Here is a 24,819-nt window from a genome sequence, read left to right on the forward strand (position 1 = left end):
AAGGTTATAGACTAAAAATAGTTTACCATTTATATACTTACAGGTAAAAAAGACTTTGTAAATTATATGGTTTTAGGGTTATTTAGAGATGGTAATGGCAAGTTAGGAGGAAATAATAGTTCCTCTCATGCTGCTTTTGCTGAAAACTCTTTAAATAATATTTCAAATTTTATAAAAAAGAAAAATGCGGACAAAAATATTTTAGGTATTATTCAATTTCAAAACTTGCCTGTTATTATTTTCAGTTATGGAGCGGAATTTTCCAAAATTTTAGCAGAGAATATAATTAAAAATTTTTATGATAAATTTCAGGATAATATATATCTTGAAAAAATTAGCTCTGATTCACTTCTATTCTGCATAGCAGAAAGTGACGTGGAAAAAGCATACGATACTTTAAGAGAAGTTTTTAAAGTTTTAAAAACTCAATCTTCTCAAGATACGGAAAATTCGGTTTATTTATGTTTTAACTGTGGCACAAGTGTGCTCGCTTCCTCACTTAAGGAGACAATAAATCAAGCATATATGGCCTTATTTGAATGCAAAAATAAAGATGGTTATGTTCATTATATTTATAATGAGGATATCTCTCAAAAAATGCTTCAACATCAAAACCATATGAAGTTAGCAGCATATTTTCAAAGAGCAATTATCGAAAACCGTTTACGCCTGGCGTTCCAACCGATAATTGACAGCAAAACCGGAAAAGTTAAGCATCATGAATCTTTACTCAGAATAGTTACCGAAGAAAATAAAATAATTTCAGCAGGGCCTTTTATCCCTATTGCAGAATCAATGCGTTTTATCGACCAAATTGATTTTTTAGTATTAGACCTAGTGGTTAAGGAGCTTAAGTTTAACCCCGACGTTACTCTTGCTATGAATATTTCTAACCTTTCAATTGATAATACCGAATGGTTAAGGAAAGCTAAAAACCTACTTAAAGATCCCGGGATTGCATCGAGACTAATAGTTGAAATTACTGAGACTAGTATGCACAGAGAGCTATCAAAAGTTGCCTATTTTGTTGATACTCTGCAAAGTCTTGGGTGCTTAGTTGCAATAGATGATTTTGGCGCGGGCTATACTTCTTTTACTCAGCTTAAAATGATTCATGCTGACTTAATTAAAATTGATGGTATATTTATTCGCGATATAGTTGATAACCATGATAGCCGTTTATTTGTTCAAACGTTATTAGGGTTTGCTCATGGTTTCGGGATAAAAACCGTAGCTGAATTTGTGGAAACCGGAGAAATTGCCAAAACTTTAATTGATCTTAATATAGATTATATGCAAGGAAATTACTTTAGCCCTGCGGTAAATTACCGTACATGGATTAAAGATGATGTTTATAAAATTTTGAATTGAGTATGAGTGAATTTTTATTACAGAACTATCTAACCATTAAAGCGCTCCATATTATTTCAATAATATGTTGGATGGCAGGGTTGTTTTATCTGCCCAGGCTTTATGTATATCATACTAAAGCAAAGGTAGGCTCCGAGCTCGATCAAACTTTACAGGTAATGGAAAAAAAACTCTTAAAGCTGATAATGAACCCGAGTATGATAGCAAGCTTTGTGTTCGGGATTTTATTAATATATATAATCGGGTTTGAAAGCGGCAAGTGGTTACATGCTAAGATTTTATTAGTATTAATTATGGCTCTCACCCATGGCTTAATGGCAAAATATAGAAAAGATTTTGCGACGGGCAAAAATACTAAAGGTGATAAGTTCTACCGCGTGCTTAACGAAGTCCCTACTATACTTATGGTCATTATAGTTTTCCTTGCAATAACAAAACCTTTTTAAATAAAAATAAAGTAAATTTTTTAAAAGTAGTGTTGCAAAGCAATAATAAAAAGTTTTTCTGCTTTTGCAACACTACATGAAATCGGCACTTATTCTCCTTCACCCTACAACACTAGTGAGAAATTATCTTTCTAAAGTTGATTTATTAACATGAGAAGTAGCCCCTAATAATCTTGGCATTATACCTTGAGGGGTTTCAACTGTTTGAGATGTTACGCCTTCTTGTAATATTCTATCCGAGGACTTTATATCTTTAAATGATAAATAGCTATTTATATGATATATTAATTCATGAGGAAGTTTGTGTAATAATGAGAAACTTTCATTATCATCAAGCTGAATTTTCTTGCAAATTCCGGCCAAAGTAAAAAAGTTATCTTGTTTATAACACATATAACGCGTTGCTTGATGCATAAGAGACTTCATCTTTTCCTGCTCTTCTGTTGTAAAATTTGATAATAAGGATTCTTTATTAAGTATAACCTTAATTTTCGGCTGTAATTGCATAAAACTTCTAAAATTACTTTGGTCAATTATTTGGTTGTAAAGTCTTTCAATTTCATTGCAAAATATTACTCGGTTTTTTAAAATTAAATCATTAACTTCTTCAAATTTATCCGGGCTTATAGTTCTCTTACGTAGATTTATTTCCAGTATTGACTTGTTACTTTCTAAGAGCTTAATTAATTCTATTGCTCCTTTATCAGTTATATAGTCGTCACTTAAGTCAAGCGAAGTTATGATCTTATTCTCCTTTAAAGCTTCTGCAATTGCTATCCATCCTGCTTCTCTTATATTGTTATAACCTAAGTTAAGTAATGTTAGAGTTTTATTCTTCCTTAAAGTTTCTGCTATTGCTATCCATCCTGCTTCTCTTATCCTGTTATAACCTAAGTCAAGCGAGGTTATAGTTTTATTTCCCTTTAAAGCTTCTGCTATTGCTATCACTCCTGCTTCTTCTATATAGTTTCCACTTAAGTTAAGCGATGTTATAGTCTTATTCTCCTTTAAAACCTCTGCTATTGCTATCACTTCTGCATCTTTTAAATCGTTATCGCTTAAGTCAAGCGATGTTATAGTTTTATTCTCTTTTAAAACTTCAAAGAGAATTTTTAATTGAGATTCAGTAAAACTAGTATCTTGTAAAATAAATCCTGAATACTGATTTAATTGCTCTTTAAGCCTGAGTTGCAGCTCGTCACTCCCTAAAGCTACTATCTCATTCCAATTATCCTTATTAAAATACTTCATAAACATCCTATGTTATTTTAAATTACATGCTATTATACCATATTATTATTACTATTTTATTACATATTTGCTTTTTTATTGACCATGCACATGTTTTTTAATAAAAATGTAAAAACTAAATATATATATTTTTTTATTTTTGTTTTCAAAATACTATCCTTTTTAAGCCCGGGGTCTTACATCTTAAATACTTTTAAGTTATTATGCGTCTAAATTATATTTTATCAAAATAATCTATGCCTAAGAATAATAAATTAAAAGCAGTGTTGTTAATAGGCTCTGAACAGGAAGAGGAATATGCAATTTTATCAAAGGTTTATAATAAGGAAGGCTACCTGATTATAGGTAACGGTAAGGATCCGATAAATAATAAAGATTTGCACGGCTTAAAGGGACGAATAGATCATAACACACGAATAGATATAATAGCTCACGGAAATTCCGATGAAGGTACCCATCTGATTTCATTGAAGCAGGAAACTATAGAAACTAAATTGTTATTCAGTAACTTAAAAAAGCTGAGCAACGGAGAGGCGCTGCAGGTACATTTGTGGAGCTGCTACGGAGGAATAGCCTCAAACGATGCAGTGCATCTAAGTAGCGGCTCATTTCTTGTTACACACTCTTCCGCGGAAGAGAAAAGTCTTTCATGGACCGGTGTAAAATTAGGTAAAATAATTACGGAAATGGAAAATAATACTCATACGGCGCTGCCGTTTCAAAGCTTAGCGAAAAATTTAGCTTTGTATTATTCTAACCCGTTTACAATAAATAATTATATAAACGGTAAAGTTTACAGTTTATATATAGCTCCGAACCTGATCAGCATATTTAAAAACCCAGAAGAAGAACTGAATGATGCCGTCACGGAAGTTGGTTTATATTATGAAAGCTTGCTAAAAAATATATATGATAATAAAAAAACCGCTTACTTTACCCACACTGCTTTGGATGTCCCTCATTTTAATATCGAAGCAAGAGAATTCGTTTTACTTTCCAATTTTATTTATAATTGTGCTTTCAATAATTTAGATATTCTTCAAGAAATAACATCCGACGAAAAGTACACTGCTAACGTTGCCTCTTTGATCAATAAAAGCATAGACAGAATCAACCCTTTAGCAGCAGCTGCGATAGAAGGATATTATGATATTGTAAAACTACTTTTAGATAAAGGTGCTGATCCGAATATAGCAGCTAATAAGGGAGTTACCCCACTTTATATAGCTGCTCAAAATGGACATGTAAATGTAGTTGAGTTACTGCTAAAAAGAGGTGCAAATACCGATTTTATCACAGACGAGGGTATTACTCCACTTTATATAGCTGCTCAAAACGGGCATGTAAATGTAGTTGAGTTACTGCTAAAAAGCGGCGCAAATGTTGATCCTATCACGGGCAAGGGTATTACTCCCCTTTATATAGCTGCTCAAAACGGGTATGTAAATATAGTTGAGTTACTGCTAAAAAGAGGTGCAAATACCAATTTTATCACAGACGAGGGTATTACTCCACTTTATATAGCTGCTCAAAACGGGTATGTAAATATAGTTGAGTTACTGCTAAAAAGCGGCGCAAATGCTAATTTTATCACGGAAGAGAGTACTACTCCACTTTATATAGCTGCTCAGAACGGGCATGAGAACATAGTCCGGTTATTGCTGAGCCAAGGCGCCGAGGTGAATATCATTACAGACCAAAATGCTACACCTCTTTATATAGCAGTTCAAAACGGGCATGAAAGCGTAGTCAGATTATTGCTGAGCCGAGGTGCCGAAGTAAATTTTGCTGATGAAAACGGCTTTACACCGCTTTATATAGCTTCCAAGAAAGGATATGAAAATATAGTTAAATTATTACTGGAGCATAATGCAGAGATAAATTCAACTGCGGATAATGGTTTTACACCTCTTTATACTGCTGTGCTAAACGGGCATGAGGGAGTAGTAAAATTATTATTAAGTCATAATGCCGAGGTTGACATTGCCGTTAACCAAAGCACTCCTCTTTTTTTAGCTGTTCTACTGGGGTATGAAGGTATAGTTAGATTACTTTTGGAATATGGTGCAGAGGTTGATCATGTTCTTGAAAATGGGACTACACCCCTTTATGTAGCTTCTATTAAAGGATACAACAGTATAGTTAAATTACTGTTAAAGCATGGTGCAGATGTGAATCATGCTGCAAACGACGGTATTACTCCTTTAATGATAGCTTCAATGGGCGAATTGTACGATACGGTTAAATTGCTGTTGGAATATCATGCTGATCCTATGATCAGTGATCATAAGGGTATGATGCCTCTTATGACGGCTAGAATATTAGGAAACGATAAAATTGCAAAAATACTAGAACGTGCTATTAAACAAAATGCCGATAAATCAGAACATTTCATTGAAAAAGTATCTCAGCTTTATGCGGAAGAATATCTGGAAATGTATGAAGCTAAAGGTGTATACAGTGATTATGAGTGCGATAATGATATTCCGATATTCAGCTATCAAAGCAAATTCGGAAGTGAATTATTAATCTGCGAACCGTGTAATACTTTCCATGATGAGTTGTAATCAGCATTCCGAATAGTAAGTAGGAGCTGATTATTTCCTTGGGTTTAAAAACTTACCTATGCTTATTACGTTATCAATTCTTCTTTCCAGAAACCCTATGGTATCCTGATGGTTCATTGAATTATCATTTAACCAATATATTAATGTAGAAGAATAGACGGAAGAAAGAAGAGTGCGTTTAGTATAATAATTAAAATCGGTAGATTTATCAAATCCTGCTTCATACCAAATTATATCGGCAGCCTGCCATAATAACTTTAATCCGAGTGGTGACTTAAACGGAATACTTAAATAAGCTACGGTTTTGGCAATTACGTCTTTATTTTCAGCATATATACTCAGCTTTATTTTTATCGCTGCAATTATTCTATCCCTTACACGCATTTTATCCAAACTAAGCTTCTTAAGCTCTGCTATCATTTTCATCTCATTTCTTGCAATGAAATACTCTATAACCCTGTCTATACCGTTTTCAAAGACCACCTCCCCCAGATATTTATTATACCCTGCATTTTGGGAGGCTTGTTCCAGAGATCTAACCCCCCAACCGGATTGAGGAACAAGTTTAATTATTTCTTCTAAAATTTTTTCTTTTATTATATCTTGTTTTGTCATAAATCTATTATGGATGGTTTATTATTTAAATAGCGCATGTGCGCGTGTTTGTGTGTAGGTAAGGGTATTGTATGTCAAAAAACAGAGAAATTAAATTACATTCTAAAGAAGAATTTGAAAAAATGCGAATTGCAGGTAAAGCTGCCGCTGAAGTGCTCGATTTTATAACCCCCTATATTAAGCCCGGGGTTACTACTCTTGAACTTAACGATTTATGTCATAATAGAATAATTGAGATGGGAGGCATACCTGCTCCTCTAAATTATAAAGGATTCCCTAAATCAATATGTACTTCGGTGAATCATGTTGTTTGCCACGGCATACCAAGCGAGAAGGTATTAGATAACGGAGATATATTAAATATTGACGTAACGGTGATTATGGACGGTTGGCATGGCGATACCAATCGCATGTATTACGTCGGCGATAAAGTTTCCGTAAAGGCTGCCAGATTATGCCAAATTACTTATGAAGCAATGATGCTCGGCATAGAGCAGGTGAAACCGGGGGCAAAACTTAATGAAATCGGTAAAGCAATTCAAAACTATGCCGAGAAAAACAGCTTTTCGGTAGTAAGAGATTTCTGCGGGCATGGAATCGGACAAAAATTTCATACCGCTCCTAATGTATTGCACTATTATGACAAAATGGAAGATCTCATATTAGAAGAGGGAATGTTTTTTACAGTTGAGCCTATGATTAATGCAGGAAAATATGAAACTAAAGTTTTAGGCGACGGTTGGACGGCCGTAACTAAGGATCGTTCGCTTTCCGCCCAATTTGAACACACTATTGCGGTTACGAAGGACGGCTTTGAAATATTCACCACTTCTCCGAAATCTTATGTCTTACCTCCCTATAGTTGAAAGGTTGACAACATATTAAGCTTATAATAGCTAATTTCTAGTTGTAACAATTTTTTAATTTTTGATTAAGAAGTTATTGGTATTTTATTATATTAACTAATAATATAATTTTTTTTAATTAAAACTATATTATAGTATTCTTTTTATAATAAATAATTAGTTATATAAGTATGTTAAAAGATTATCAAAACGCTTTAAAACAAGAGTTTGTACGTATTGCCAAATTAAAAAAATTTGACAAAGAGACAAATGACTTTATTAATACATGCCAAGATATTACCTTATCATGCGTTGCAGGCAACGGATATTTTGAAGTAGTAAAACATCTTGTTCGGCAAGGGCTTAAAATTGACTTTGGTGCGGTAAACAATGCCCTTAACAATAAACATTTTGAAATAGCTCGCTATCTTGCTGAGCATGGCGGTTATATTAATGAAAATGCCATTGTATGGGCTGCAGAAAAGAATAATTTCGAAATGGTTAAACTCCTTGTCCAATGTGGCGGCAAGATAGATGAAGATGCCGTGGCATGGGCTGCGGCAAAGAATAATTTCGAAATGGTTAAATTTCTCATTGAGCATGGCGCTAGCATTAATGAAGATGCCGTAGAAAATGTTTTAATTGAAAATAATTTTGAAATGGTAGTATTCCTAATTAAGCATGGAGGTAAAATCGAAGATTATTTTGTACAATTTGCCGTAGCCCGTAATTATTTCGAAATAGCAAAATTTCTTGTCGAGCATGGCGGCAAGATTAATGATGTGTCGGTAAAAAACGCAGCTGCTAAAGGGAGTTTTGAAATGGTTAAGTTTCTTATAGAGCATGGCGGCAAGATTAATGATGAGGCGATGGGAACTTCGGTTGCTAAAGGAAATTTAGAAATGGTTAAATTCCTTATTGAGTATGGCGGCAAAATTAATGATGACATGGTAAAAACCGCAGCTGCTAAAGGAAATTTAGAAATGATTAAATTCCTTATTGAGCATGGCGGTAAAATTAATAATGCTTTGGAAAATGCAACGGCTAACGGTCATCTTGAGATAATTAAATATTTCGTTACTCAAGGAATTAAAATTAGCGAGGAAATTTTGATTAAAGCTGCCGAAAGCAATGACCGGGAAACAATAAAATATATAATTGAAACAATTGCAGAACCGAAAAATATAAATTTAAAAGATGGAAAACTTTTATTTTTACTTTCAGGAAATGATGAAATGTTAAAGTTAATATTAGAAACCGTAAAAGTTTCCGCTTACGAATTATATCAAATATCAAAAAATGCTTTCCTGAAAGGTAACTACGACTTAGCCGCCAAGCTACACGGTATGCTTGATAAATGCTTTAAAAGCAACTTAAGAGCCGATGTTGAAAGTGCAATTATAAAAGGGTTAAAAGCATCAGTTGAAAATAATAAACATCACGCAATAGTTAACCTTATTGATAAAGCCGGAATTAAAATTTCGGATAAGTATTCGCACCTGATAAATAATATTAAAGACGATATTGAACCAAATGAATTTAACTTTATATACGGCTTGACCCATAGACTTGCCCAACATTATATTAATTTATCCAAAACTTCCCTCGAAAAAAATTTAATGCCGGAAGCAATCGACCCGGAAGTTAAAAAAATACTATCGAAGGCCTTTGTGATAGATAATCAGGAAAGATTGGAGAATTTTGAACTATTAAAGCAAATTTTTCCTGATAATAAAGAGTTGTATAAAGTAAAAAACGAATTCGACGCTTATTATATGGTTGTCGGTAAAGCTCTCAATCAGCTGGATAAAGATTTTGCTCTTGAAGTACTGGCACTTAACGGGATTGGAGTTCCTGCGCTTGAAGAGCCTGTTAGGGTATACCGCGGTTTTGTCGCAAACATGGATGAAGGAAATATCGACGGTTTTTTTAAGTACGGTACAAGAGCTTTCGGTAAAGGGGAAATGCAGAAAACTTTGGGTTACCATGTCAGAGAAGCTTGGAATATGGTTGATAACGGGAACACCTATGTTTGGCAGTACGGAGCTACTTACGTATCTTTGGAGCCTTCCGTTTCGGCTATGTTTGCCAACGGGTTTATGGCTTCGATAAAAGGGGAGAATATATTGTTGGAAGCTAGGCTGGAAGCAGGATCTGTAAAAGTTTGTGGGCATAATACTCACGAATATGAGCTTGCTCCGAGCGGAATTGAAGCTGACGAAATTATAGCAATTTACAAGCTTGAAGAAAATACTGTAAAATCAGTATATAAAAATCCTTATCTGCAGGATTCCTCGCTTATTCCCCGCTTTAAAATTAATGACACGGTTACTCAAGATATTAATGCTATTGAAAAATACAATTCACTCGGTTGTGAAATTATCAAGTATGAAAATTATGAAGATTTTCTGGCTAAATATAATCATTTACCCGAAATGCTAATGCCGTATTTTGAAGGACGGATCTTTTATAATGAAACCCTTTTTGAGTAGAATATAGCCTTACTTTGCAATGATCTGCTTGTAAATTAATTGATATAACTGTAAAGTATCGTGAATAGGATTGTCTAATAATATACCCGCAGTACAAGATGAGCAACGTTTCCAAGAATGAAGAATCTACATTAAGCAAAACCAGCCAAGATTACGGCGCACATTCCATTCAAGTATTAAAAGGGCTTGAAGCGGTAAGAAAAAGACCGGGAATGTATATCGGTGATACCGATGACGGCTCAGGTCTTCACCATATGGTTTATGAGGTGGTGGATAACGCTATTGACGAGACTTTGGCCGGGCATTGTACGAAAACGTATGTTGCGATAAACCAGGACGGCTCAGTTACAGTGCGCGATGATGGGCGCGGTATACCTACCGGTATTCATAAGGAAGAAGGAATTTCAGCTGCTGAAGTTATTATGACTCAACTGCACGCAGGCGGTAAATTCGACAGTAATTCTTATAAAGTATCAGGGGGCTTGCACGGTGTCGGGGTTTCGGTAGTAAATGCTTTATCCAGCTGGCTTGAACTTGTGATTTGGCGTGACGGTAAAAAGCATTTTATGCGTTTTACCGACGGAGTTGCAGACGAAAGACTTAAAGTAGTCGGAGACAGCGAGGGTAAGCGCGGTACACAAGTTACCTTTATGCCTTCAACTGAAATTTTCTCAGGAATTGAATTTAGTTTTAATACGCTTGAACACAGACTAAAAGAGCTGGCATTTTTAAATTCCGGCGCAGAAATAATCTTAGAAGATTTTCGAGAAGACCCGAAGAAGAGCGTAACTTTTAAATATGATGGCGGTATTTCGGAATTTGCAAAGTATTTGGATAAAAACAAGCACCCTATTCACCCTACAATATTTATGACAGGTGAATCGGATGGAATTGTTGTGGAATGTGCCATGCAATGGAATGACAGTTACCATGAAAATTCTTTTTGCTTTACTAATAATATTAGGCAAAGAGACGGCGGAGCGCATTTAGCCGGCTTTAGAGGTGCATTAACCCGTACGTTGAATGCCTATGCTAATGAATCAGGGGTATTTAAAAAGCAAAAAGTAGAACTTTCCGCAGAAGATATGAGGGAAGGCCTAACTTCAGTATTATCTGTAAAAGTACCTGACCCGAAATTCTCTTCTCAAACTAAAGATAAGTTAGTAAGTAGTGAAGTAAGACCTGTTGTTGAGTCAATTGTTGCTGAAAAGCTTGCTAAATGGCTTGAGGAAAACCCTAACCAAGCGAAAACAGTAGTAGGCAAAATTCTGGAAGCCGCTTTTGCCAGAGAGGCCGCCAGGAAAGCAAGGGAGCTAACACGTAAGAAAAGCTCTCTTGAAATGTCTACTATTTCCGGAAAACTTGCTAATTGCCAAGAAAAGAATCCGGAGCTATGTGAGCTCTTCTTAGTAGAGGGAGATTCTGCAGGTGGTTCCGCTAAACAGGCAAGAGATAGAAAAATTCAGGCAATTTTACCGCTTAAAGGAAAAATTTTAAATGTAGAGCGGGCAAGATTTGATAAGATGTTAAATTCTGCTGAAATCGGAACACTTATTACTGCACTTGGCACAAGTATCGGTGATGAAGAGTTTAATATTGAAAAATTAAGATACCATAAAATTATTATAATGACTGATGCGGACGTTGATGGTGCACATATCAGAACTTTGCTGCTCACTTTCTTCTACCGTTATATGCCTGAGCTTATCAGGCGCGGCCATCTTTATATCGCTCAACCTCCGCTTTATAAAGTTAAGCGCGGAAACAGTGAAGTTTACTTAAAAGATGAAAGGGCTCTTCAGGAATATTTAGTTAGCTCAGCTTCCGAAGGAGCTATATTAGTTGAAAATGGAGCACAACGGGCAGGTAAGGATCTTGCAAATTTATGTCAGCAAGTGTTGCAATTTTATAATCAGCTTACTCATTCGGTTAAAGCTATTTCAAAAAACCTTCTTGAGGTTGCCGTTCTTGCCGATTTCTTTAATTTATCTTCAACTCTTGAAGAAGTAGCTGAAGATATGTTAAGTAGATTTAAAGCAATGACTGAAGGCAGTAAAGTTGATTGGAGCTATAAGATTGAAGAGAAGACTCTCACCATCGTTAGGCTGGAAAGAGGCGTACAGGAAAATTGGACTATTAACTCACATTCTTTACCGCAAAGAGAAATAGATGCTTTGAATGCAGCAGCTAAAAATATTAGGTCAGTTTTTGCACAAATAGTAGAAATTACCTTTAAAGGGCAAAAATGCATATGTCATACTCCATCTGAATTAATTGAGAAGTTATTCGAAATAACCAGAAAAGGCTTATATATTCAAAGATTTAAAGGTTTGGGAGAAATGAACCCTGAGCAGCTATGGGAAACTACGCTTAACTCGGATGCCAGAACCTTGCTTCAAGTTAAAGTTCAGGATATTGACCAGGCTGAAGAAGTATTTTCTACTTTAATGGGAGAAGTAGTTGAGCCAAGAAGAGAATTTATTCAATCAAATGCTTTGAAAGTTGAAAACCTTGATGCTTAATTTATGAAGCGGTGATAATAAAATCTCTTAAAGATTTTGCAATATAACCTTTATAACTTTGGAACTGATTTAAGTTCAAATGGTTTTCAACTCGACTGAAACTGAGGGCAAATACAAAGTATCTCAATATTTGCGCTAACTTTAAAGCATTGGAGAGTTTAAGCTCACTACCATAATCTCTCCACTCATAAAGGTAAGTTTTTTGAGCTTCCAAATATATATTGTCGGTCTCTTGTAATAAATGATTGCGTTTAGCGCTTTCTAAAAAAGAAACACAGGAAAAAAACGGGTGAGAAATAATCCAATCACCCCAATCATTAATAGTAATAAAACCATCTTGAACAAGTATATTATTATCATGAAAATCACCATGCTCTATTGTTTGCGGAATATTATATTTTAGTAATTGCTTACATAGTAATTCAACTTTAGGCACTAATTTATAAAGCCGCTTAATTTCGGATGTTGTCAAGCCATCTGATTCCAACAAATCTTTTTTAGTGATAAACTGTTTATATAGGTGCGGTAAATTATCAAGTCGCCGGTCATTATTAACCCCTAGCGCGGTTATCTTATCTATGTGGTTTATACTTTTAATTTGGAGGCGTGCATAAATTTTTAATACTTGGCAAAATAAGTCTACGCTAAAATTTTCTTTTAAAATATTTCTCAGCGGGGTTCCCGCATCTTCCGATATAAAACAATTAAGCTCGGCATTAGAGCATAAAATTCTCGCAACATTTTTTGATATGTGATCATATAATATCCGCACCAAAGCAGGCTCGTTTGCAAAAGCATCAGCCATTATTTTTAAATAAATCTTCCCGCTTGAAGTTTTTAAACAAATTACGCAAGACCACGGCATAGCCCGAATAATTTCAGGCTCCTCCAAAACTTGGATCTTTAAAGAATTTAAACTGCTTTTTGCCCAATTAATACATTCTAATATGTCGTGCATGTTAAAAGCTTGTTTCAATTTAAAACCGTATATAAAGCCAAAAGTGTATTAAATCATCTGCTCAGGTTTTACCCATATATTAAACTGTTCTTCGGAAAGCAAACCAAGTTCCAAAGCTGATTGTTTGAGGGTTAGGTTTTTTTTGTGTGCATTTTTAGCAATTTTTGCCGCATTGTCATAACCTATATGCGGATTTAAAGCAGTAACCAGCATTAGGGATTCCTGCATAAGTTTTTGAATCCTTGCCTCATTTGCGGTAATACCTGAAATACAGTGGTCAACAAAACTTACCATAGAGTCGGATAACAACCTTACCGATTGCAGGAAATTATAAATTATCACCGGTTTAAAAACATTAAGTTCAAAATGGCCGTTTGAGCCTGCCACTGTTATAGTGACGTGATTACCCATCACTTGGGTACATACCATTGTTAGAGCTTCACATTGGGTAGGGTTTACCTTACCCGGCATAATAGATGAACCCGGTTCATTCTCAGGCAACATAAGTTCACCTAAACCTGATCTGGGACCTGAGCCCAATAGCCTAATATCGTTTGCTATCTTCATTAAGCTTGCAGCAAGCACATTAAGAGCACCGCTTGCTTCGACCAAAGCATCGTTAGATGCTAAAGCTTCGAATTTGTTTGGTGCAGTCTGAAACTTATATCCTGTTTCGGTAGAAATTTTATCGGCTATTTTTTCTGCGAATCCCGGGCTCGCATTTAACCCCGTACCGACCGCAGTTCCGCCTTGAGCAAGTAAGGAAAGTCTGGGTAAGGTTGCTTTTACTCTTTCAATCCCGTATGAAATTTGTGTAGTATAGCCGGAGAATTCCTGACCTAAAGTCATGGGAGTTGCATCTTGCAAGTGTGTTCTGCCGATTTTTATAATATTTGCAAACTCTTTGGTTTTTTTATCTAAAGCTTGATGAATATAATTAAGAGCCGGAATTAATTTCTCATTTATTTCACAGACAGCAGCAATATGCATTGCAGTCGGATAAGTATCATTGGATGATTGCCCCATGTTTACATGATCGTTAGGGTGCACAGGTTTTTTAGACCCCATGGTTCCGCCCAGCATCTCTATCGCGCGGTTGGAGATAACTTCATTTATGTTCATATTAGTTTGAGTACCGGACCCGGTTTGCCAAACTACAAGCGGAAAATTATTTTCAAGTTTACCGGCTATCACTTCATCGGCAGCTGCACAAATTGCATCCGCAATTTTTTTATCCAGTAATTGCATTTCTTGGTTTACTGTCGCTGCACATTTCTTAATTACTGCCAAAGCTTTTATTAACGGCTTAGGCATTCTTTCTTCGCCAATCTTAAAGTTTCCGAATGAACGCTCAGTTTGTGCTCCCCAGTATTTATCAGCCGGTACTGCTATTTCACCAAATGTATCAGTTTCTAGTCTAATATTAGACCGGACATTATTCTCCATATACCCTCTCTTTATTGTTAATTAAATATTTCAAATACCCTTAAAGTTAGCACATTTCTCAATAATATCAGCAACTTTAAACACCGTTTCTTCATCATAAGATTTTCCGATCAGCTGTAGACCGAGCGGCAACCCATCGGAACCTAAGCCGGCCGGTACGGAAATACCCGGAAGACCCGCTAAACTTGCCGGAATGGTAAACACATCATTTAAATACATGGTAATTGGATCCTGCTTGATTTCGCCGATTGCAAAGGCGGTGGAAGGTGCAGTCGGCGTGAGTATTACATCAACTTTGCCGAACGCCTCTTGAAAGTCATTCGCGATCAATCTCCTTACCTTTTGAGCTTTGAGGTAATACGCATCATAGTAACCTGCCGAAAGAACATATGTACCGATCATAATACGACGCTTAACCTCTCTCCCGAAGCCTGTTGCACGTGTCTCTTTATACATATCGTCAAGCGTCCCTTTTTGCGGTAATACTCTTAATCCGTATCTTACACCGTCAAAACGTGACAAGTTTGAAGAAGTTTCCGCAGGAGCAATAATATAGTAAGTAGCGAGTGCATATTTAGTATTCGGTAAGCTGATTTCAACTATTTCAGCACCCGCAGACTTTAACCACTCAATCCCCTGTTCCCAAATTTTAGTTACATCCGGATGAGTGCCTTCCACCCGATATTCCCTCGGAATTCCTACCTTCAAACCTTTAATGCTTTGCCCTAGAGCAAGCTTGAAATCAGGAACGGGCATATTCATTGAAGTTGAATCTTTTTTGTCATAACCGCAGATGCTTTGCAGCATAAGAGCCGAATCCTCAACCGTTCTTGCAAATACACCCGCCTGATCGAGCGAACTTGCAAATGCAATCATTCCCCATCTTGAGCATCTGCCGTAGGTAGGTTTAATTCCGACGATTCCGCAAAATGCCGCCGGCTGTCTGATCGAGCCGCCGGTATCACTCCCTAAAGCTCCCATGCAAAGCTTAGCGGCAATAGCCGCCGAAGAACCTCCTGAAGAACCCCCCGGCACCAGATCCGTAGCATCGTCTTTTCTTTTCCATGGATTGATTACATTGCCGTAATAGCTGGTGGTGTTGGAAGAACCCATAGCAAGTTCATCCATATTGGTTTTACCGATCATTATTCCACCGTTATTGAATAAGTTAGTAGTTACGGTGGATTCATATTCAGGCTTAAACCCGTCTAAAATATGCGAACACGAAGTAGATAAAACTCCTTTAGTACAAAACAAATCCTTAACTCCGACAGGTATACCTTCTATTATCCCGCCGCCGTTACTTTGAATTTTTGCATCGGAAATTTTTGCCTGAGCAAGAGCTATTTCATGAGTAAGCACGGTAAAAGCATTAAGCTTTGAATGCTCAGCATTTTTCAAATGCGCTTGGGTCAGTTCAACCACAGTAATTTTTTTATCGGCAAGAAGCTTTTTCGCTTCGGAAATAGTCAGATTCGTAAGCTCGGTCATAAACATCAGCAGGATTATTGTTTAGAACATAAGATAAACATTTTCATAAATATTGCAATCAGGCAGAGAGAATTAATATGCTAAAAATATTTGAATTAAATACCTTTTGCTAACCCACGTTGATGTAGGCAAAAAATTAAATTCTGATTGAATTTGTTTTTTCATTGCATCTTACTATAATTATTTTATAATTTATTTTAATAAAAGTAATATTATTATCAATGAAACATTTACAAAGATTTTTGATTTTAACATGCGTTCTTCTGCTATCCGGGTGTGCCGGCCTGATCAAATCGGATTTTAGGCTTATATCCGAAGACTTTGAGGGATTTAATAAAAATGAAAAAGGTATAATTCTCTTTACTATATTACAAAATACTGACGTAGGAGTTTTTTTCACGGATATGAAAATGTTACCTAATTCATATACATTACGTAAAGTAAGCGATGAAGATAAGATCCCGAAAATAATCTATAGATTTCAACCATCTTATTTGAAATCAAAAGTTAACTATTATGCACAAAACATGCTATTCCTTGAACCCGGGCTTTACTACATAGATGAAATAACGCCGAGGCCTGGGGGTCGCTATTTCTCATCCCCGGGATACAAAAACGGAAAGATCATGTATGGGGCATTTGAAGTAAAAGCAGGACAAGTAATTAGTTTAGGCAGCATAGATATTAGTGACGGTAAATTAAAATTCATACGCGAAGATGAGAAAATAAAAAAAGAACTACATGCTGAAGGATATGATGAATTAGCAGCTAATATGAAGCCTGGAATTTTTTATGAAGGTGGATCCGCTATAAAGGTTCATAAAAATGGACAATTTAATATTTTACCAAAAGCTGTAATAGATAAAATAATTGAAGCTGCACGGCAAAACGCCTTAGCAAAAGCAAAACTATCTTTAAAATCGGAAATGTAAATCAAAATGATGAAACTTAAACCATTACAAACCTTTTATGTGTTGTTAACTGCCTTCCTTCTTGCCGGATGCTCATCTCATCAGCAAGCTAATATCAAAGATTTTAAGGCTTTGGATAATTCTAAAAAAGGAGTAGTGTTATTTATGATTACCGAAGACGAAGAGTCTTTGTTCCGCTCTCCGAAAAGACAAATTGCTTTAAGATATACTCTTTATAGATTATTTGGAGAAGATCTTTCGAAAAAAGGCGAAACATATGAATCCCTTACAACACAAACATATTTAGTTAATTTTAAAGCTAACTACGCAAGTACCATGCTTTTTCTAAAGCCCGGGTTATATGTTATTTACGATATATCTCTTATAGATTATTCTAATGTAAAAAGATGGTATAAACCAAGAATACTGGATAAGGGAGGCGCCATAATATACGGAGCTTTTGAAGTCAGACCTGGAGAAGTAATCAGTTTAGGGAGATTAGACGTTACTGATGAAAAATTTAACTTTATAAAAGAAGATGATAAAATTATTAAAGATCTGGAAAGTGCCGGATATAAAGACTTAGTTGCCAAAATGAAACCAGGTATTTTTTATGAGTCAGGTTCTTTAGTCCATACTTACACTGATATTGGTAAGGTTAAGTGGAAAGTTATTCCTCAACATGAAATTGCTAAAGAAATGCAATTTTTAATGTCGGGAGATAAGGGCAATAATAATTAATTTTATATAAGATTTATAATAGAGTTGTATTCAAGCTTTTATTTGTAAAACTAATTAAACCAGAGAGCCATAATATCCTTATATAGTAAATTAAGCTAAAAATCTGAGAACAAATACTCTTAGCCTATTAGTTGGATAAAAAATGATATACAATTAATTTTCGATAATAAATCATTAAAGTTGCCTGAAGACTTATTCAAATAAATGTGTAAGGTATTCAACTTAATTTACTATAAATATGAAAGGAACAGTCACCAGGGGGTTCTTTGCTTAAGGCATTATCCCCGCGCATTGCCAGTAATTCCGCATCGGTCGGTGACGATATAGTAAAGCATCCGGAGAAAATATTTTACTGTTAAAGCTTTCTAAAAACTAAGGCTTCATTTTTTAAACTTTAGTTCAGTACCGTTTAATAACCGTTTTATATTATCCTTATGCCTATAGAAGATAAGTATACAGAGCACTAGGCTCATAATAAAATAAGGAGTAGCAAACCAGAAAGCTGTAATAGTTGAACAAAGTGCTGCGCTTAAAGATGCCAAGGAAACTGTTCTACTCAAAGCAAAAACTAAAATCCATGAAAATACAAATACCAATCCGACATAGGGTACTGAAACAAGAAGTACTGCAACGGCAGTGGCAACTCCTTTACCCCCTTTAAATTTTAACCAGATGGGGAATATATGCCCTAACACTACCGCTGTTCCGCATAATGCAATCAGCGTGTCGTTAAAGTTTAAAAGCAGAAAGATTGTTATTGGTATAACGCCTTTAAGTGCATCTAAAATTAAAGTAAGTATTCCTAATTTTTTTCCTCCGACACGCATGGCGTTAGTTGCCCCTATATTGCCTGATCCGCTTTTTCTTAAATCGCCGTGACCCAGTAATTCGGAAAGTATTAACCCAAAAGGTATAGATCCCATAAAGTAAGAAACAAAAGTAACTATTATAAATTCAAACATATTTTTCTAAAGTATAAATTTACTTAAATCATGAGTCTTAGTTAAAGAGGTAAGGTTATCAACTACATAGTCACGATTAACCGTCACTTTAGCATAAGGAGTTTCAGTTGCCGAGAAGCTTACACCTTCTAAAAGTTTCTCCATAATGGTATGGAGCCGTCTAGCTCCGATATTTTCGACTTCCTGGTTAATTTCAGTAGCTACTTTTGCTATTTCCCTCAAACCGTCTTCACTGAACTCCAACTCAACATTTTCCACTGCAAGCAATGCGGTATATTGCTTCGGCAAGCTATGAGCAGGGTCTTTTAATATCTTAACCATATCTTCTTCGGTAAGCGGGTTAAGTTCTACTCTAATCGGTAGTCTACCCTGAAGTTCAGGAAGTAAATCCGAAGGCTTAGCTAAATGGAATGCTCCCGATGCGACAAATAGAATATGGTCGGTTTTTACCGAGCCGTATTTTGTAGTTACCACAGTACCCTCAAGGAGAGGTAATAAATCACGCTGTACCCCTTCACGGCTAACTTCTCCACGGCCTTGGCTTGCAGTACGAGAGGCAATTTTATCTATCTCGTCAATAAAAACTATCCCTTCATTTTCCACCAACCTAGTTGATTCTCTAATGACTTTTTCTTCATCTAATAGCTTATCGCTTTCTTCCTTGAGTAATGCCTCGAAAGCATCCTTAACATTAAGTTTTACTGTTTTAGTTTTTTGCCCGCCCAAAGCTTTGCCCAGTACATCCCCGATACTTAACACTCCCATTTGGCCGCCCGGCATTCCCGGTATATCAAAAGTCGGTAAATTCATTGATGGATTATCAGCTACCTTGATTTCAACCTCACTTCCGTCCATTTTACCTTTTCTAAATTTTTCATAAAATTTTAGCTTGGTTTCTTCACTGGCGTTTTCGCCGACCATAGCATCAATTAACTTAACTTCCGCTGCAATAGTCGCCTTTTCCGTAACTTCTTTGCGCATATTTTCACGTACTAAATTAATAGAAATATCCATTAAATCTCTAATAATTGAATCTACATCTCTACCTACATAGCCGACTTCGGTAAACTTAGTAGCTTCTACTTTAATAAAGGGAGAGCTTGTAAGCTTTGCAAGTCTCTTGGCAATTTCAGTTTTGCCGACTCCGGTAGGTCCGACCATTAAAATATTATGCGGAACAATTTCCTCTTTAATATCTTCAGGCACATGTTTTCTGCGCCAACGGTTTCTAAGTGCAATTGCTACGGCACGCTTAGCATTATCCTGACCAACAACAAATCTGTCCAATTCGGCGATTATTTCTTTAGGGGTTAGAAATGTAGGCATTCTTTTTCGTAAATTATTTCTTTAGGTATTTTAAAATAACTAATGTTCTAAAGAAAGCAAGGTATACCATACTATTAAAATATAAATTTTTGTTCGCAAAATAATCATTGATTTTGGTTGCATTTAGATTAACAATTTATTTCTTATTTGATTACTGTGCTGAATATTAAGTAACTATTATTGTCAATTGTTGCAAAGTCATGTAACTTATTAGTTTAGGCGGGATCAAAATTTTATTTTTAAGGAGAAGGTTGGTTTATGGAAGTGGTAATAGTTAGCGCACTAAGGACGGCAGTAGGAAATTTTAACGGAACCTTAAGCTCAATGCCTGCGCATAAGATGTCAGAAATATTAATTAAAAAAACTTTAGAAAATACTAAAGTAGCCCCAAATGAGGTGAGCGAAGTTATAATGGGACAGATTCTAACCTCAGGTGAAGGACAAAATCCTGCAAGGCAAGCCTCGATAGGAAGCGGTTTACCGTATACGACAACTGCCTTCACAATTAATCAAGTATGCGGTTCAGGCCTAAGAGCAGTAGCATTAGGGTATCAAGCAATCCTAACCGGACAAGCTAAAATAGTAATTGCCGGTGGGCAGGAAAATATGAGCCGTGCGCCTCATGCAGTGCATATGAGAAACGGAACTAAAATGGGTTCGGCAGAACTAACCGATCTTATGATTAAAGACGGGTTATGGGATGCATTTAATAATGTACATATGGGTATAACGGCAGAAAAAATTGCCGAGCAATTTAATATCAGCAGAGAAGATCAGGATAAATTCTCGGTTAATTCGCAAAATAAAGCGGAAGCCGCTCAAAAAGCAGGTAAGTTTAAAGATGAAATAGTACCCCTTACTATACCTTCCAGAAAAGGCGATATAGTCTTTGATCAAGATGAATTTATTCGTGTAGGAGCCAGCTACGAAGCTTTATCAGGAATTAGACCGGCATTTAAAAAAGACGGCACGGTAACTGCCGGTAATGCTTCAGGTATTAATGACGGGGCAGCACTTTTAATGCTTATGAGCAAAGAAGAAGCAGAAAAAAGAGGCCTAAAAATACTGGCAAAAATTAAGGACTTTGCCCAAGCAGGGGTGGATCCTATCATTATGGGAACAGGGCCGATAGATGCGTCACGAAAAGTATTGGAAAAATGCGGTTGGGCAGTAGATGACCTTGACCTTATTGAAGCTAATGAGGCGTTTGCAGCGCAAGCAATATGCGTCAACAAAAGCTTAAAATTAGATGAGACTAAAGTGAATGTGAACGGCGGAGCAATTGCATTAGGCCATCCGATCGGTGCATCAGGCGCAAGAGTTTTAGTAACCCTTATTCATGAAATGAATAAAAGAGATGCGAAAAAGGGCTTAGCCACTCTTTGCATCGGTGGTGGTATGGGTGTTGCTATGTGTATAGAAAGATAATTAATAAAATAGGAGAAAAATAATGGGAAGAAGAGCGTTAGTTACAGGTGGAACCAGAGGTATCGGAAAAGCAATAGCAATGGCTTTAAAAGCAGCTGGCCATAAAGTGGCAGTTGTTTATGCAGGAAGTGATGATTTGGCAAAGAAATTAGAGCAGGAAACCGGCATCAAAACTTTTAAATTGGATGTGTCTAACTATAATCAATGTGTAGAAGGAGTAGCAAAAGCGGAAGAATACTTGGGCGGTAATGTTGAAATCCTGGTAAACAATGCAGGGATTACACGTGATGCTATGATGCATAAACTCTCGTATGAAGATTGGAAGGCAGTAATTGATACCAACCTTTCTTCCGTATTTAATATGTCTAAATCCGTCATCCAAAAAATGAGGGATAATAAATTCGGCAGAATTATCAGCATGAGCTCGGTTAATGCTAACGGTATGATGGGGCAAACCAACTATTCTGCTGCAAAAGCAGGGATTGAAGGTTTTACTAAAGCACTGGCACTGGAAAGCGCAAGAGCCGGAATAACCGTTAATGCAGTAGCACCAGGATATATTAGCACTGAGATGGTCGCAGCAATGCCAAAAGAGGCTTTAGATGCAATTGTTGCTAAAGTACCGGTGCAGCGCTTAGGTAATGTAGAGGAAATAGCAAGAGTTATAGCATTCTTAGCTGATGATGCTTCAGGGTTTATTACCGGAACGATTATCCCGGTTAACGGTGCGCTAAGAGTATAATTTTAATATCTAAGTTATAAAATAAAAAGGCGGCTTTAGGGTCGCCTTTTTTATATAGTGCTTAGTAACAATATCTATAAAGATATACTTATTATTACTTCAGAAGCTTTTCAGGATTAATAGTCGATTTTCCTTTGCGCAATGAGAAGTAAAGCTGTGCTTTATCTACGTCTCCGGTTTTACCTACCTTAGCAATGGTTTGCCCTCTTGATACCTTATCTCCCTTTTTAACTAGAACCGAGCTGTTATGGGCATATGCTGATAAAAGATCATTTTCATGGCGTATGATCACCATTTTACCATAGCCTTCAACATCATTACCGACATATATTACCTCACCCCTACTTACAGCCGCGACGGGAGAGTTAAGCGGAGCAGCAATTGACATCCCCTCACTGAATTTACCCGGGCTTTGGCCATAATGAGATATAACCTTAGCATTCTCCCCGATAGGCCATACGAATTTATCTGAATTTAAAGGCGTAGGTAGGCTATAAGATAAATCAGTAGCTGGGCTGTTCCCATTCCCTTTTAATAAAGATTTGCTTTTATTTCTGCCTTCTTCATCACCTAATTGCTTCTCTAAACTTTGAAATTCTTCTTCTTCATAGGCATCTTTACTTGCCTCTGATTTAGAATTAGATATATTATTCTCTCCCTCATCAAGGGGAATGATAGGAGCTGCTTTTTCTTGTGCCACACCTTTGTACGGATCAAGCTCTTCAGCGTGAATATTATTATCTTTGTTGGTTAACGGAATCCTTAGTTTTTCCCCTATTTTAACATGATAAGGCGGATGGATATCATTTATTTTTACCATATCAGCAAAAGAAACTTTATATCTTAAAGATATGCCCATTAAAGATTCACCCGGCCGCACAATATGATAAAGCTCATTCGGGAGTCTGATATGCTGGCCGGCATAAATACGATAGGGTGGGCTTATTTTATTAATTTTAGCTAAATCTTTAAGAGAAATATTATTCTCAACTGCAATTTGTAAAAGCGTCTGCCCCGGATAGACGATCGCATACTTAGAAACACCGTCTTTACCGTAATAATAGTTTCCTTTATGACGTACGGCTGCCGGGTTTTGAGCAGAGCAGGATGAAAGTATAGCCGGTATTAATAAAGCAAAAGCTATCTTTTTTGTTGTGTTCATTTTTATATTATTTGTTCGCATCTTTTTTCTTAAACATAAGAATTTTTTCTTCCATACCTTTTAGCTGATTTTTAAATCTTTGTAAATCGGCTCCTGTGAGAGCAGGGAATTTAGGAAAGCTAATTTTGGACGGGTTGACTTGTTGGCCTCGTTCACGTACTTCGTAGTGTAAATGAGGGCCAGTTGCCATTCCGGTAGAACCGACAAAACCTATTATGTCTCCTTGGCTTACCCTACTTCCTTTTCCGATTCCGCTTGCAAACCTGTCAAGATGTGCATAGAGGGTAGAATACTTGGAGGAATGTTTAATCTCTAAATGTTTCCCATAACCGTTCTTAACTACTTTAATAAAATGAATGATCCCGTCACCTGCGGCAAACACGGGTGTTCCTCTGGGTGCTGCATAATCTAAGCCTTTATGCATTTTTGAATATCCTAAAATCGGATGCTTTCGTATACCATACCCGGAAGAAATTTTTGCACCGCTTATAGGAGTTTTTAATAAAGTTTTACGAATGCTTTCTCCTTTATGATCATAATAATCAGTAGCTTGATTATCTGATGCAAATCTGAATATCTCCTTTTTCTTGCCTGCAAGAGTCACGGCAGCATAAGTTATATTTCCGTCCCTTACTTTTTGTCCCTTCTCATTAATTAGATAGTCATAATAAACTTCAAATACATCACCAGGTTTTATATCCCTTTGAAAGTCAACGTTATAACTGAATAATTTTATGAGATCCATTATCGCATATGGGCTTACACCGGAGTTAACGGCTGATAAATATAAACTATCATTTATTGTGCCATGGGCGAAAACTTCTTTAACGGTAAGCGGTATTACTACAAGGTTAGCAATATATTCTTTTTCCTTATTGTCATACTTTACTTCGATGATCTTATCATCGGTAATTACTTTTATATAACTTACTTTTGAATAATAGTCATGATCCTCGGGTTTATCGGCTTCAGCTAAAAATTTAACCTCAACTTGGTTACCGATTTTTAACTTTGAAACTTCATAAACTTTATTGATTGCCGAGCTGATAGAGTAGGAGTCATTTATTGCAATACCCGCATCTGAAAATATTTTAAATAAAGTATCGCCTGATTGTACGGTAAATAACATTAAAGAATCTGTAGGATCCGGAGTTTTTTCCTGTTCTATTACTTCCGGCTTAGCTTCTACTGCTTCTTCGGGAGCAGTAATAGTCTCCAGATCTTTTTCCAGGTCATTAAATGAAATATAAAAACTGATGTTAAAAGCCAGTGATATAAATATAATTAAAAATAGGATGATATGTAGTTTATCAAACTTCTGTAATTTCCTCATTGACGCAAAGATTATTTATCTAATAGAAGATTTATAATATTATAAAGAGTCGGTTGCAAGAAATAATGCGAAACTATGATAAAATTCTTATATTTTCTAAAAAAGCTAATTAATAAAAATCAAGTTTAAAAATCCTCTATTTATCTATAACTAAAGAAAATATTGTGCAGCTTAAAATACTTTAAAGTTGCAATTCTTTTAGTTTCATTA

The 24,819-nt window shown here is 36.0% G+C and carries 19 protein-coding genes; 10 read left to right on the top strand and 9 right to left on the bottom strand.

Annotated elements, in window-relative coordinates; genetic code table 11:
* The first annotated feature begins 66 nt into the window (after positions 1–66).
* Positions 67–1,371, top strand: a complete 1,305-nt coding sequence (locus tag I862_RS07965; protein WP_052646536.1) for an EAL domain-containing protein — start codon at positions 67–69, stop codon at positions 1,369–1,371.
* A gap of 2 nt (positions 1,372–1,373) precedes the next feature.
* Positions 1,374–1,817, top strand: coding sequence for a protoporphyrinogen oxidase HemJ (gene hemJ, locus I862_RS06950; RefSeq protein ID WP_038540495.1), 444 nt, complete (start codon positions 1,374–1,376; stop codon positions 1,815–1,817).
* 123 nt (positions 1,818–1,940) lie between these two features.
* Here the strand turns inward: hemJ and I862_RS06955 are convergent, their stop codons facing one another.
* Positions 1,941–3,068 carry a leucine-rich repeat domain-containing protein gene (locus tag I862_RS06955; RefSeq protein ID WP_038540498.1) on the bottom strand — a complete coding sequence of 376 codons (1,128 nt, stop codon included), beginning with the start codon at positions 3,066–3,068 and terminating at the stop codon, positions 1,941–1,943.
* Between the two features lie 236 nt (positions 3,069–3,304).
* Here I862_RS06955 and I862_RS07970 point away from each other — a divergent pair, with 236 nt between their 5' ends.
* The gene (locus tag I862_RS07970) at positions 3,305–5,635 is read left to right on the top strand and encodes an ankyrin repeat domain-containing protein (RefSeq protein ID WP_052646537.1); all 2,331 of its coding nucleotides are present in this window, start codon (positions 3,305–3,307) and stop codon (positions 5,633–5,635) included.
* Between the two features lie 30 nt (positions 5,636–5,665).
* Here the strand turns inward: I862_RS07970 and I862_RS06965 are convergent, their stop codons facing one another.
* Positions 5,666–6,250 (bottom strand): COQ9 family protein, encoded by a 585-nt coding sequence (locus I862_RS06965; protein ID WP_052646538.1) that lies wholly within the window; start codon positions 6,248–6,250, stop codon positions 5,666–5,668.
* Positions 6,251–6,321: 71 nt separating this feature from the next.
* Between I862_RS06965 and map the strand changes: the two genes are divergently transcribed.
* From map to gyrB, 3 genes are all read left to right on the top strand, one after another.
* On the top strand, positions 6,322–7,116 hold the full coding sequence (gene map / locus I862_RS06970) for a type I methionyl aminopeptidase (protein WP_038540500.1): 795 nt from the start codon (positions 6,322–6,324) through the stop codon (positions 7,114–7,116).
* A gap of 170 nt (positions 7,117–7,286) precedes the next feature.
* Positions 7,287–9,587, top strand: coding sequence for an ankyrin repeat domain-containing protein (locus I862_RS06975; RefSeq protein ID WP_038540503.1), 2,301 nt, complete (start codon positions 7,287–7,289; stop codon positions 9,585–9,587).
* Positions 9,588–9,685: 98 nt separating this feature from the next.
* Positions 9,686–12,109 (top strand): DNA topoisomerase (ATP-hydrolyzing) subunit B, encoded by a 2,424-nt coding sequence (gene gyrB, locus I862_RS06980; RefSeq protein WP_038540507.1) that lies wholly within the window; start codon positions 9,686–9,688, stop codon positions 12,107–12,109.
* Between the two features lies 1 nt (position 12,110).
* Here the strand turns inward: gyrB and I862_RS06985 are convergent, their stop codons facing one another.
* Genes I862_RS06985 through gatA form a run of 3 tightly spaced genes read right to left on the bottom strand, consistent with a single transcriptional unit; the run spans position 12,111 to position 16,004 of the window.
* A complete protein-coding gene (locus I862_RS06985; RefSeq protein ID WP_038540510.1) occupies positions 12,111–13,067 on the bottom strand; it encodes an aminoglycoside phosphotransferase family protein in 957 nt (318 codons plus the stop codon).
* Between the two features lie 48 nt (positions 13,068–13,115).
* A complete protein-coding gene (gene fumC, locus I862_RS06990; protein ID WP_038540513.1) occupies positions 13,116–14,513 on the bottom strand; it encodes a class II fumarate hydratase in 1,398 nt (465 codons plus the stop codon).
* Between the two features lie 30 nt (positions 14,514–14,543).
* On the bottom strand, positions 14,544–16,004 hold the full coding sequence (gatA, locus tag I862_RS06995) for an Asp-tRNA(Asn)/Glu-tRNA(Gln) amidotransferase subunit GatA (protein ID WP_038540518.1): 1,461 nt from the start codon (positions 16,002–16,004) through the stop codon (positions 14,544–14,546).
* Positions 16,005–16,225: 221 nt separating this feature from the next.
* Here gatA and I862_RS07000 point away from each other — a divergent pair, with 221 nt between their 5' ends.
* On the top strand, positions 16,226–16,936 hold the full coding sequence (locus I862_RS07000) for a hypothetical protein (RefSeq protein ID WP_038540521.1): 711 nt from the start codon (positions 16,226–16,228) through the stop codon (positions 16,934–16,936).
* A gap of 6 nt (positions 16,937–16,942) precedes the next feature.
* The gene (locus tag I862_RS07005) at positions 16,943–17,656 is read left to right on the top strand and encodes a hypothetical protein (RefSeq protein ID WP_148299508.1); all 714 of its coding nucleotides are present in this window, start codon (positions 16,943–16,945) and stop codon (positions 17,654–17,656) included.
* Between the two features lie 380 nt (positions 17,657–18,036).
* Here the strand turns inward: I862_RS07005 and plsY are convergent, their stop codons facing one another.
* Positions 18,037–18,618: a glycerol-3-phosphate 1-O-acyltransferase PlsY gene (gene plsY / locus I862_RS07010; protein ID WP_038540527.1), complete on the bottom strand. Its 582-nt coding sequence runs from the start codon at positions 18,616–18,618 to the stop codon at positions 18,037–18,039.
* 6 nt (positions 18,619–18,624) lie between these two features.
* Entirely contained in the window at positions 18,625–19,944 is a 1,320-nt protein-coding gene (gene hslU, locus I862_RS07015) for an ATP-dependent protease ATPase subunit HslU (protein ID WP_038540529.1), read from the bottom strand.
* Between the two features lie 258 nt (positions 19,945–20,202).
* On the opposite strand from hslU, the gene I862_RS07020 reads away from it, so the two are divergent.
* Together I862_RS07020 and phbB are read left to right on the top strand one after the other, a co-directional pair.
* Positions 20,203–21,372: an acetyl-CoA C-acetyltransferase gene (locus I862_RS07020; protein ID WP_038540532.1), complete on the top strand. Its 1,170-nt coding sequence runs from the start codon at positions 20,203–20,205 to the stop codon at positions 21,370–21,372.
* Positions 21,373–21,394: 22 nt separating this feature from the next.
* Positions 21,395–22,114, top strand: a complete 720-nt coding sequence (gene phbB / locus I862_RS07025; RefSeq protein ID WP_038540535.1) for an acetoacetyl-CoA reductase — start codon at positions 21,395–21,397, stop codon at positions 22,112–22,114.
* A gap of 94 nt (positions 22,115–22,208) precedes the next feature.
* Here the strand turns inward: phbB and I862_RS07030 are convergent, their stop codons facing one another.
* On the bottom strand, positions 22,209–23,297 hold the full coding sequence (locus I862_RS07030) for a LysM peptidoglycan-binding domain-containing M23 family metallopeptidase (protein WP_038540538.1): 1,089 nt from the start codon (positions 23,295–23,297) through the stop codon (positions 22,209–22,211).
* Complete coding sequence (locus I862_RS07035) at positions 23,284–24,609, bottom strand: M23 family metallopeptidase (protein ID WP_052646539.1); 1,326 nt, start codon at positions 24,607–24,609, stop codon at positions 23,284–23,286. The genes I862_RS07030 and I862_RS07035 overlap by 14 nt, the downstream gene beginning before the upstream one ends.
* Positions 24,610–24,819: the final 210 nt, after the last annotated feature.

This window comes from endosymbiont of Acanthamoeba sp. UWC8, assembly GCF_000730245.1.
In the GTDB taxonomy this organism is placed as follows: Bacteria; Pseudomonadota; Alphaproteobacteria; order Rickettsiales; family Midichloriaceae; genus Jidaibacter.

Coding starts and splice junctions, on each gene's coding strand:
- I862_RS07965 (WP_052646536.1), top strand. CDS start 67: ATGGTTTTAGGGTTATTTAGAGATGGTAATGGCAAGTTAGGAGGAAAT.
- hemJ (WP_038540495.1), top strand. CDS start 1,374: ATGAGTGAATTTTTATTACAGAACTATCTAACCATTAAAGCGCTCCAT.
- I862_RS06955 (WP_038540498.1), bottom strand. CDS start 3,068: ATGAAGTATTTTAATAAGGATAATTGGAATGAGATAGTAGCTTTAGGG.
- I862_RS07970 (WP_052646537.1), top strand. CDS start 3,305: ATGCCTAAGAATAATAAATTAAAAGCAGTGTTGTTAATAGGCTCTGAA.
- I862_RS06965 (WP_052646538.1), bottom strand. CDS start 6,250: ATGACAAAACAAGATATAATAAAAGAAAAAATTTTAGAAGAAATAATT.
- map (WP_038540500.1), top strand. CDS start 6,322: ATGTCAAAAAACAGAGAAATTAAATTACATTCTAAAGAAGAATTTGAA.
- I862_RS06975 (WP_038540503.1), top strand. CDS start 7,287: ATGTTAAAAGATTATCAAAACGCTTTAAAACAAGAGTTTGTACGTATT.
- gyrB (WP_038540507.1), top strand. CDS start 9,686: ATGAGCAACGTTTCCAAGAATGAAGAATCTACATTAAGCAAAACCAGC.
- I862_RS06985 (WP_038540510.1), bottom strand. CDS start 13,067: ATGCACGACATATTAGAATGTATTAATTGGGCAAAAAGCAGTTTAAAT.
- fumC (WP_038540513.1), bottom strand. CDS start 14,513: ATGGAGAATAATGTCCGGTCTAATATTAGACTAGAAACTGATACATTT.
- gatA (WP_038540518.1), bottom strand. CDS start 16,004: ATGACCGAGCTTACGAATCTGACTATTTCCGAAGCGAAAAAGCTTCTT.
- I862_RS07000 (WP_038540521.1), top strand. CDS start 16,226: ATGAAACATTTACAAAGATTTTTGATTTTAACATGCGTTCTTCTGCTA.
- I862_RS07005 (WP_148299508.1), top strand. CDS start 16,943: ATGATGAAACTTAAACCATTACAAACCTTTTATGTGTTGTTAACTGCC.
- plsY (WP_038540527.1), bottom strand. CDS start 18,618: ATGTTTGAATTTATAATAGTTACTTTTGTTTCTTACTTTATGGGATCT.
- hslU (WP_038540529.1), bottom strand. CDS start 19,944: ATGCCTACATTTCTAACCCCTAAAGAAATAATCGCCGAATTGGACAGA.
- I862_RS07020 (WP_038540532.1), top strand. CDS start 20,203: ATGGAAGTGGTAATAGTTAGCGCACTAAGGACGGCAGTAGGAAATTTT.
- phbB (WP_038540535.1), top strand. CDS start 21,395: ATGGGAAGAAGAGCGTTAGTTACAGGTGGAACCAGAGGTATCGGAAAA.
- I862_RS07030 (WP_038540538.1), bottom strand. CDS start 23,297: ATGCGAACAAATAATATAAAAATGAACACAACAAAAAAGATAGCTTTT.
- I862_RS07035 (WP_052646539.1), bottom strand. CDS start 24,609: ATGAGGAAATTACAGAAGTTTGATAAACTACATATCATCCTATTTTTA.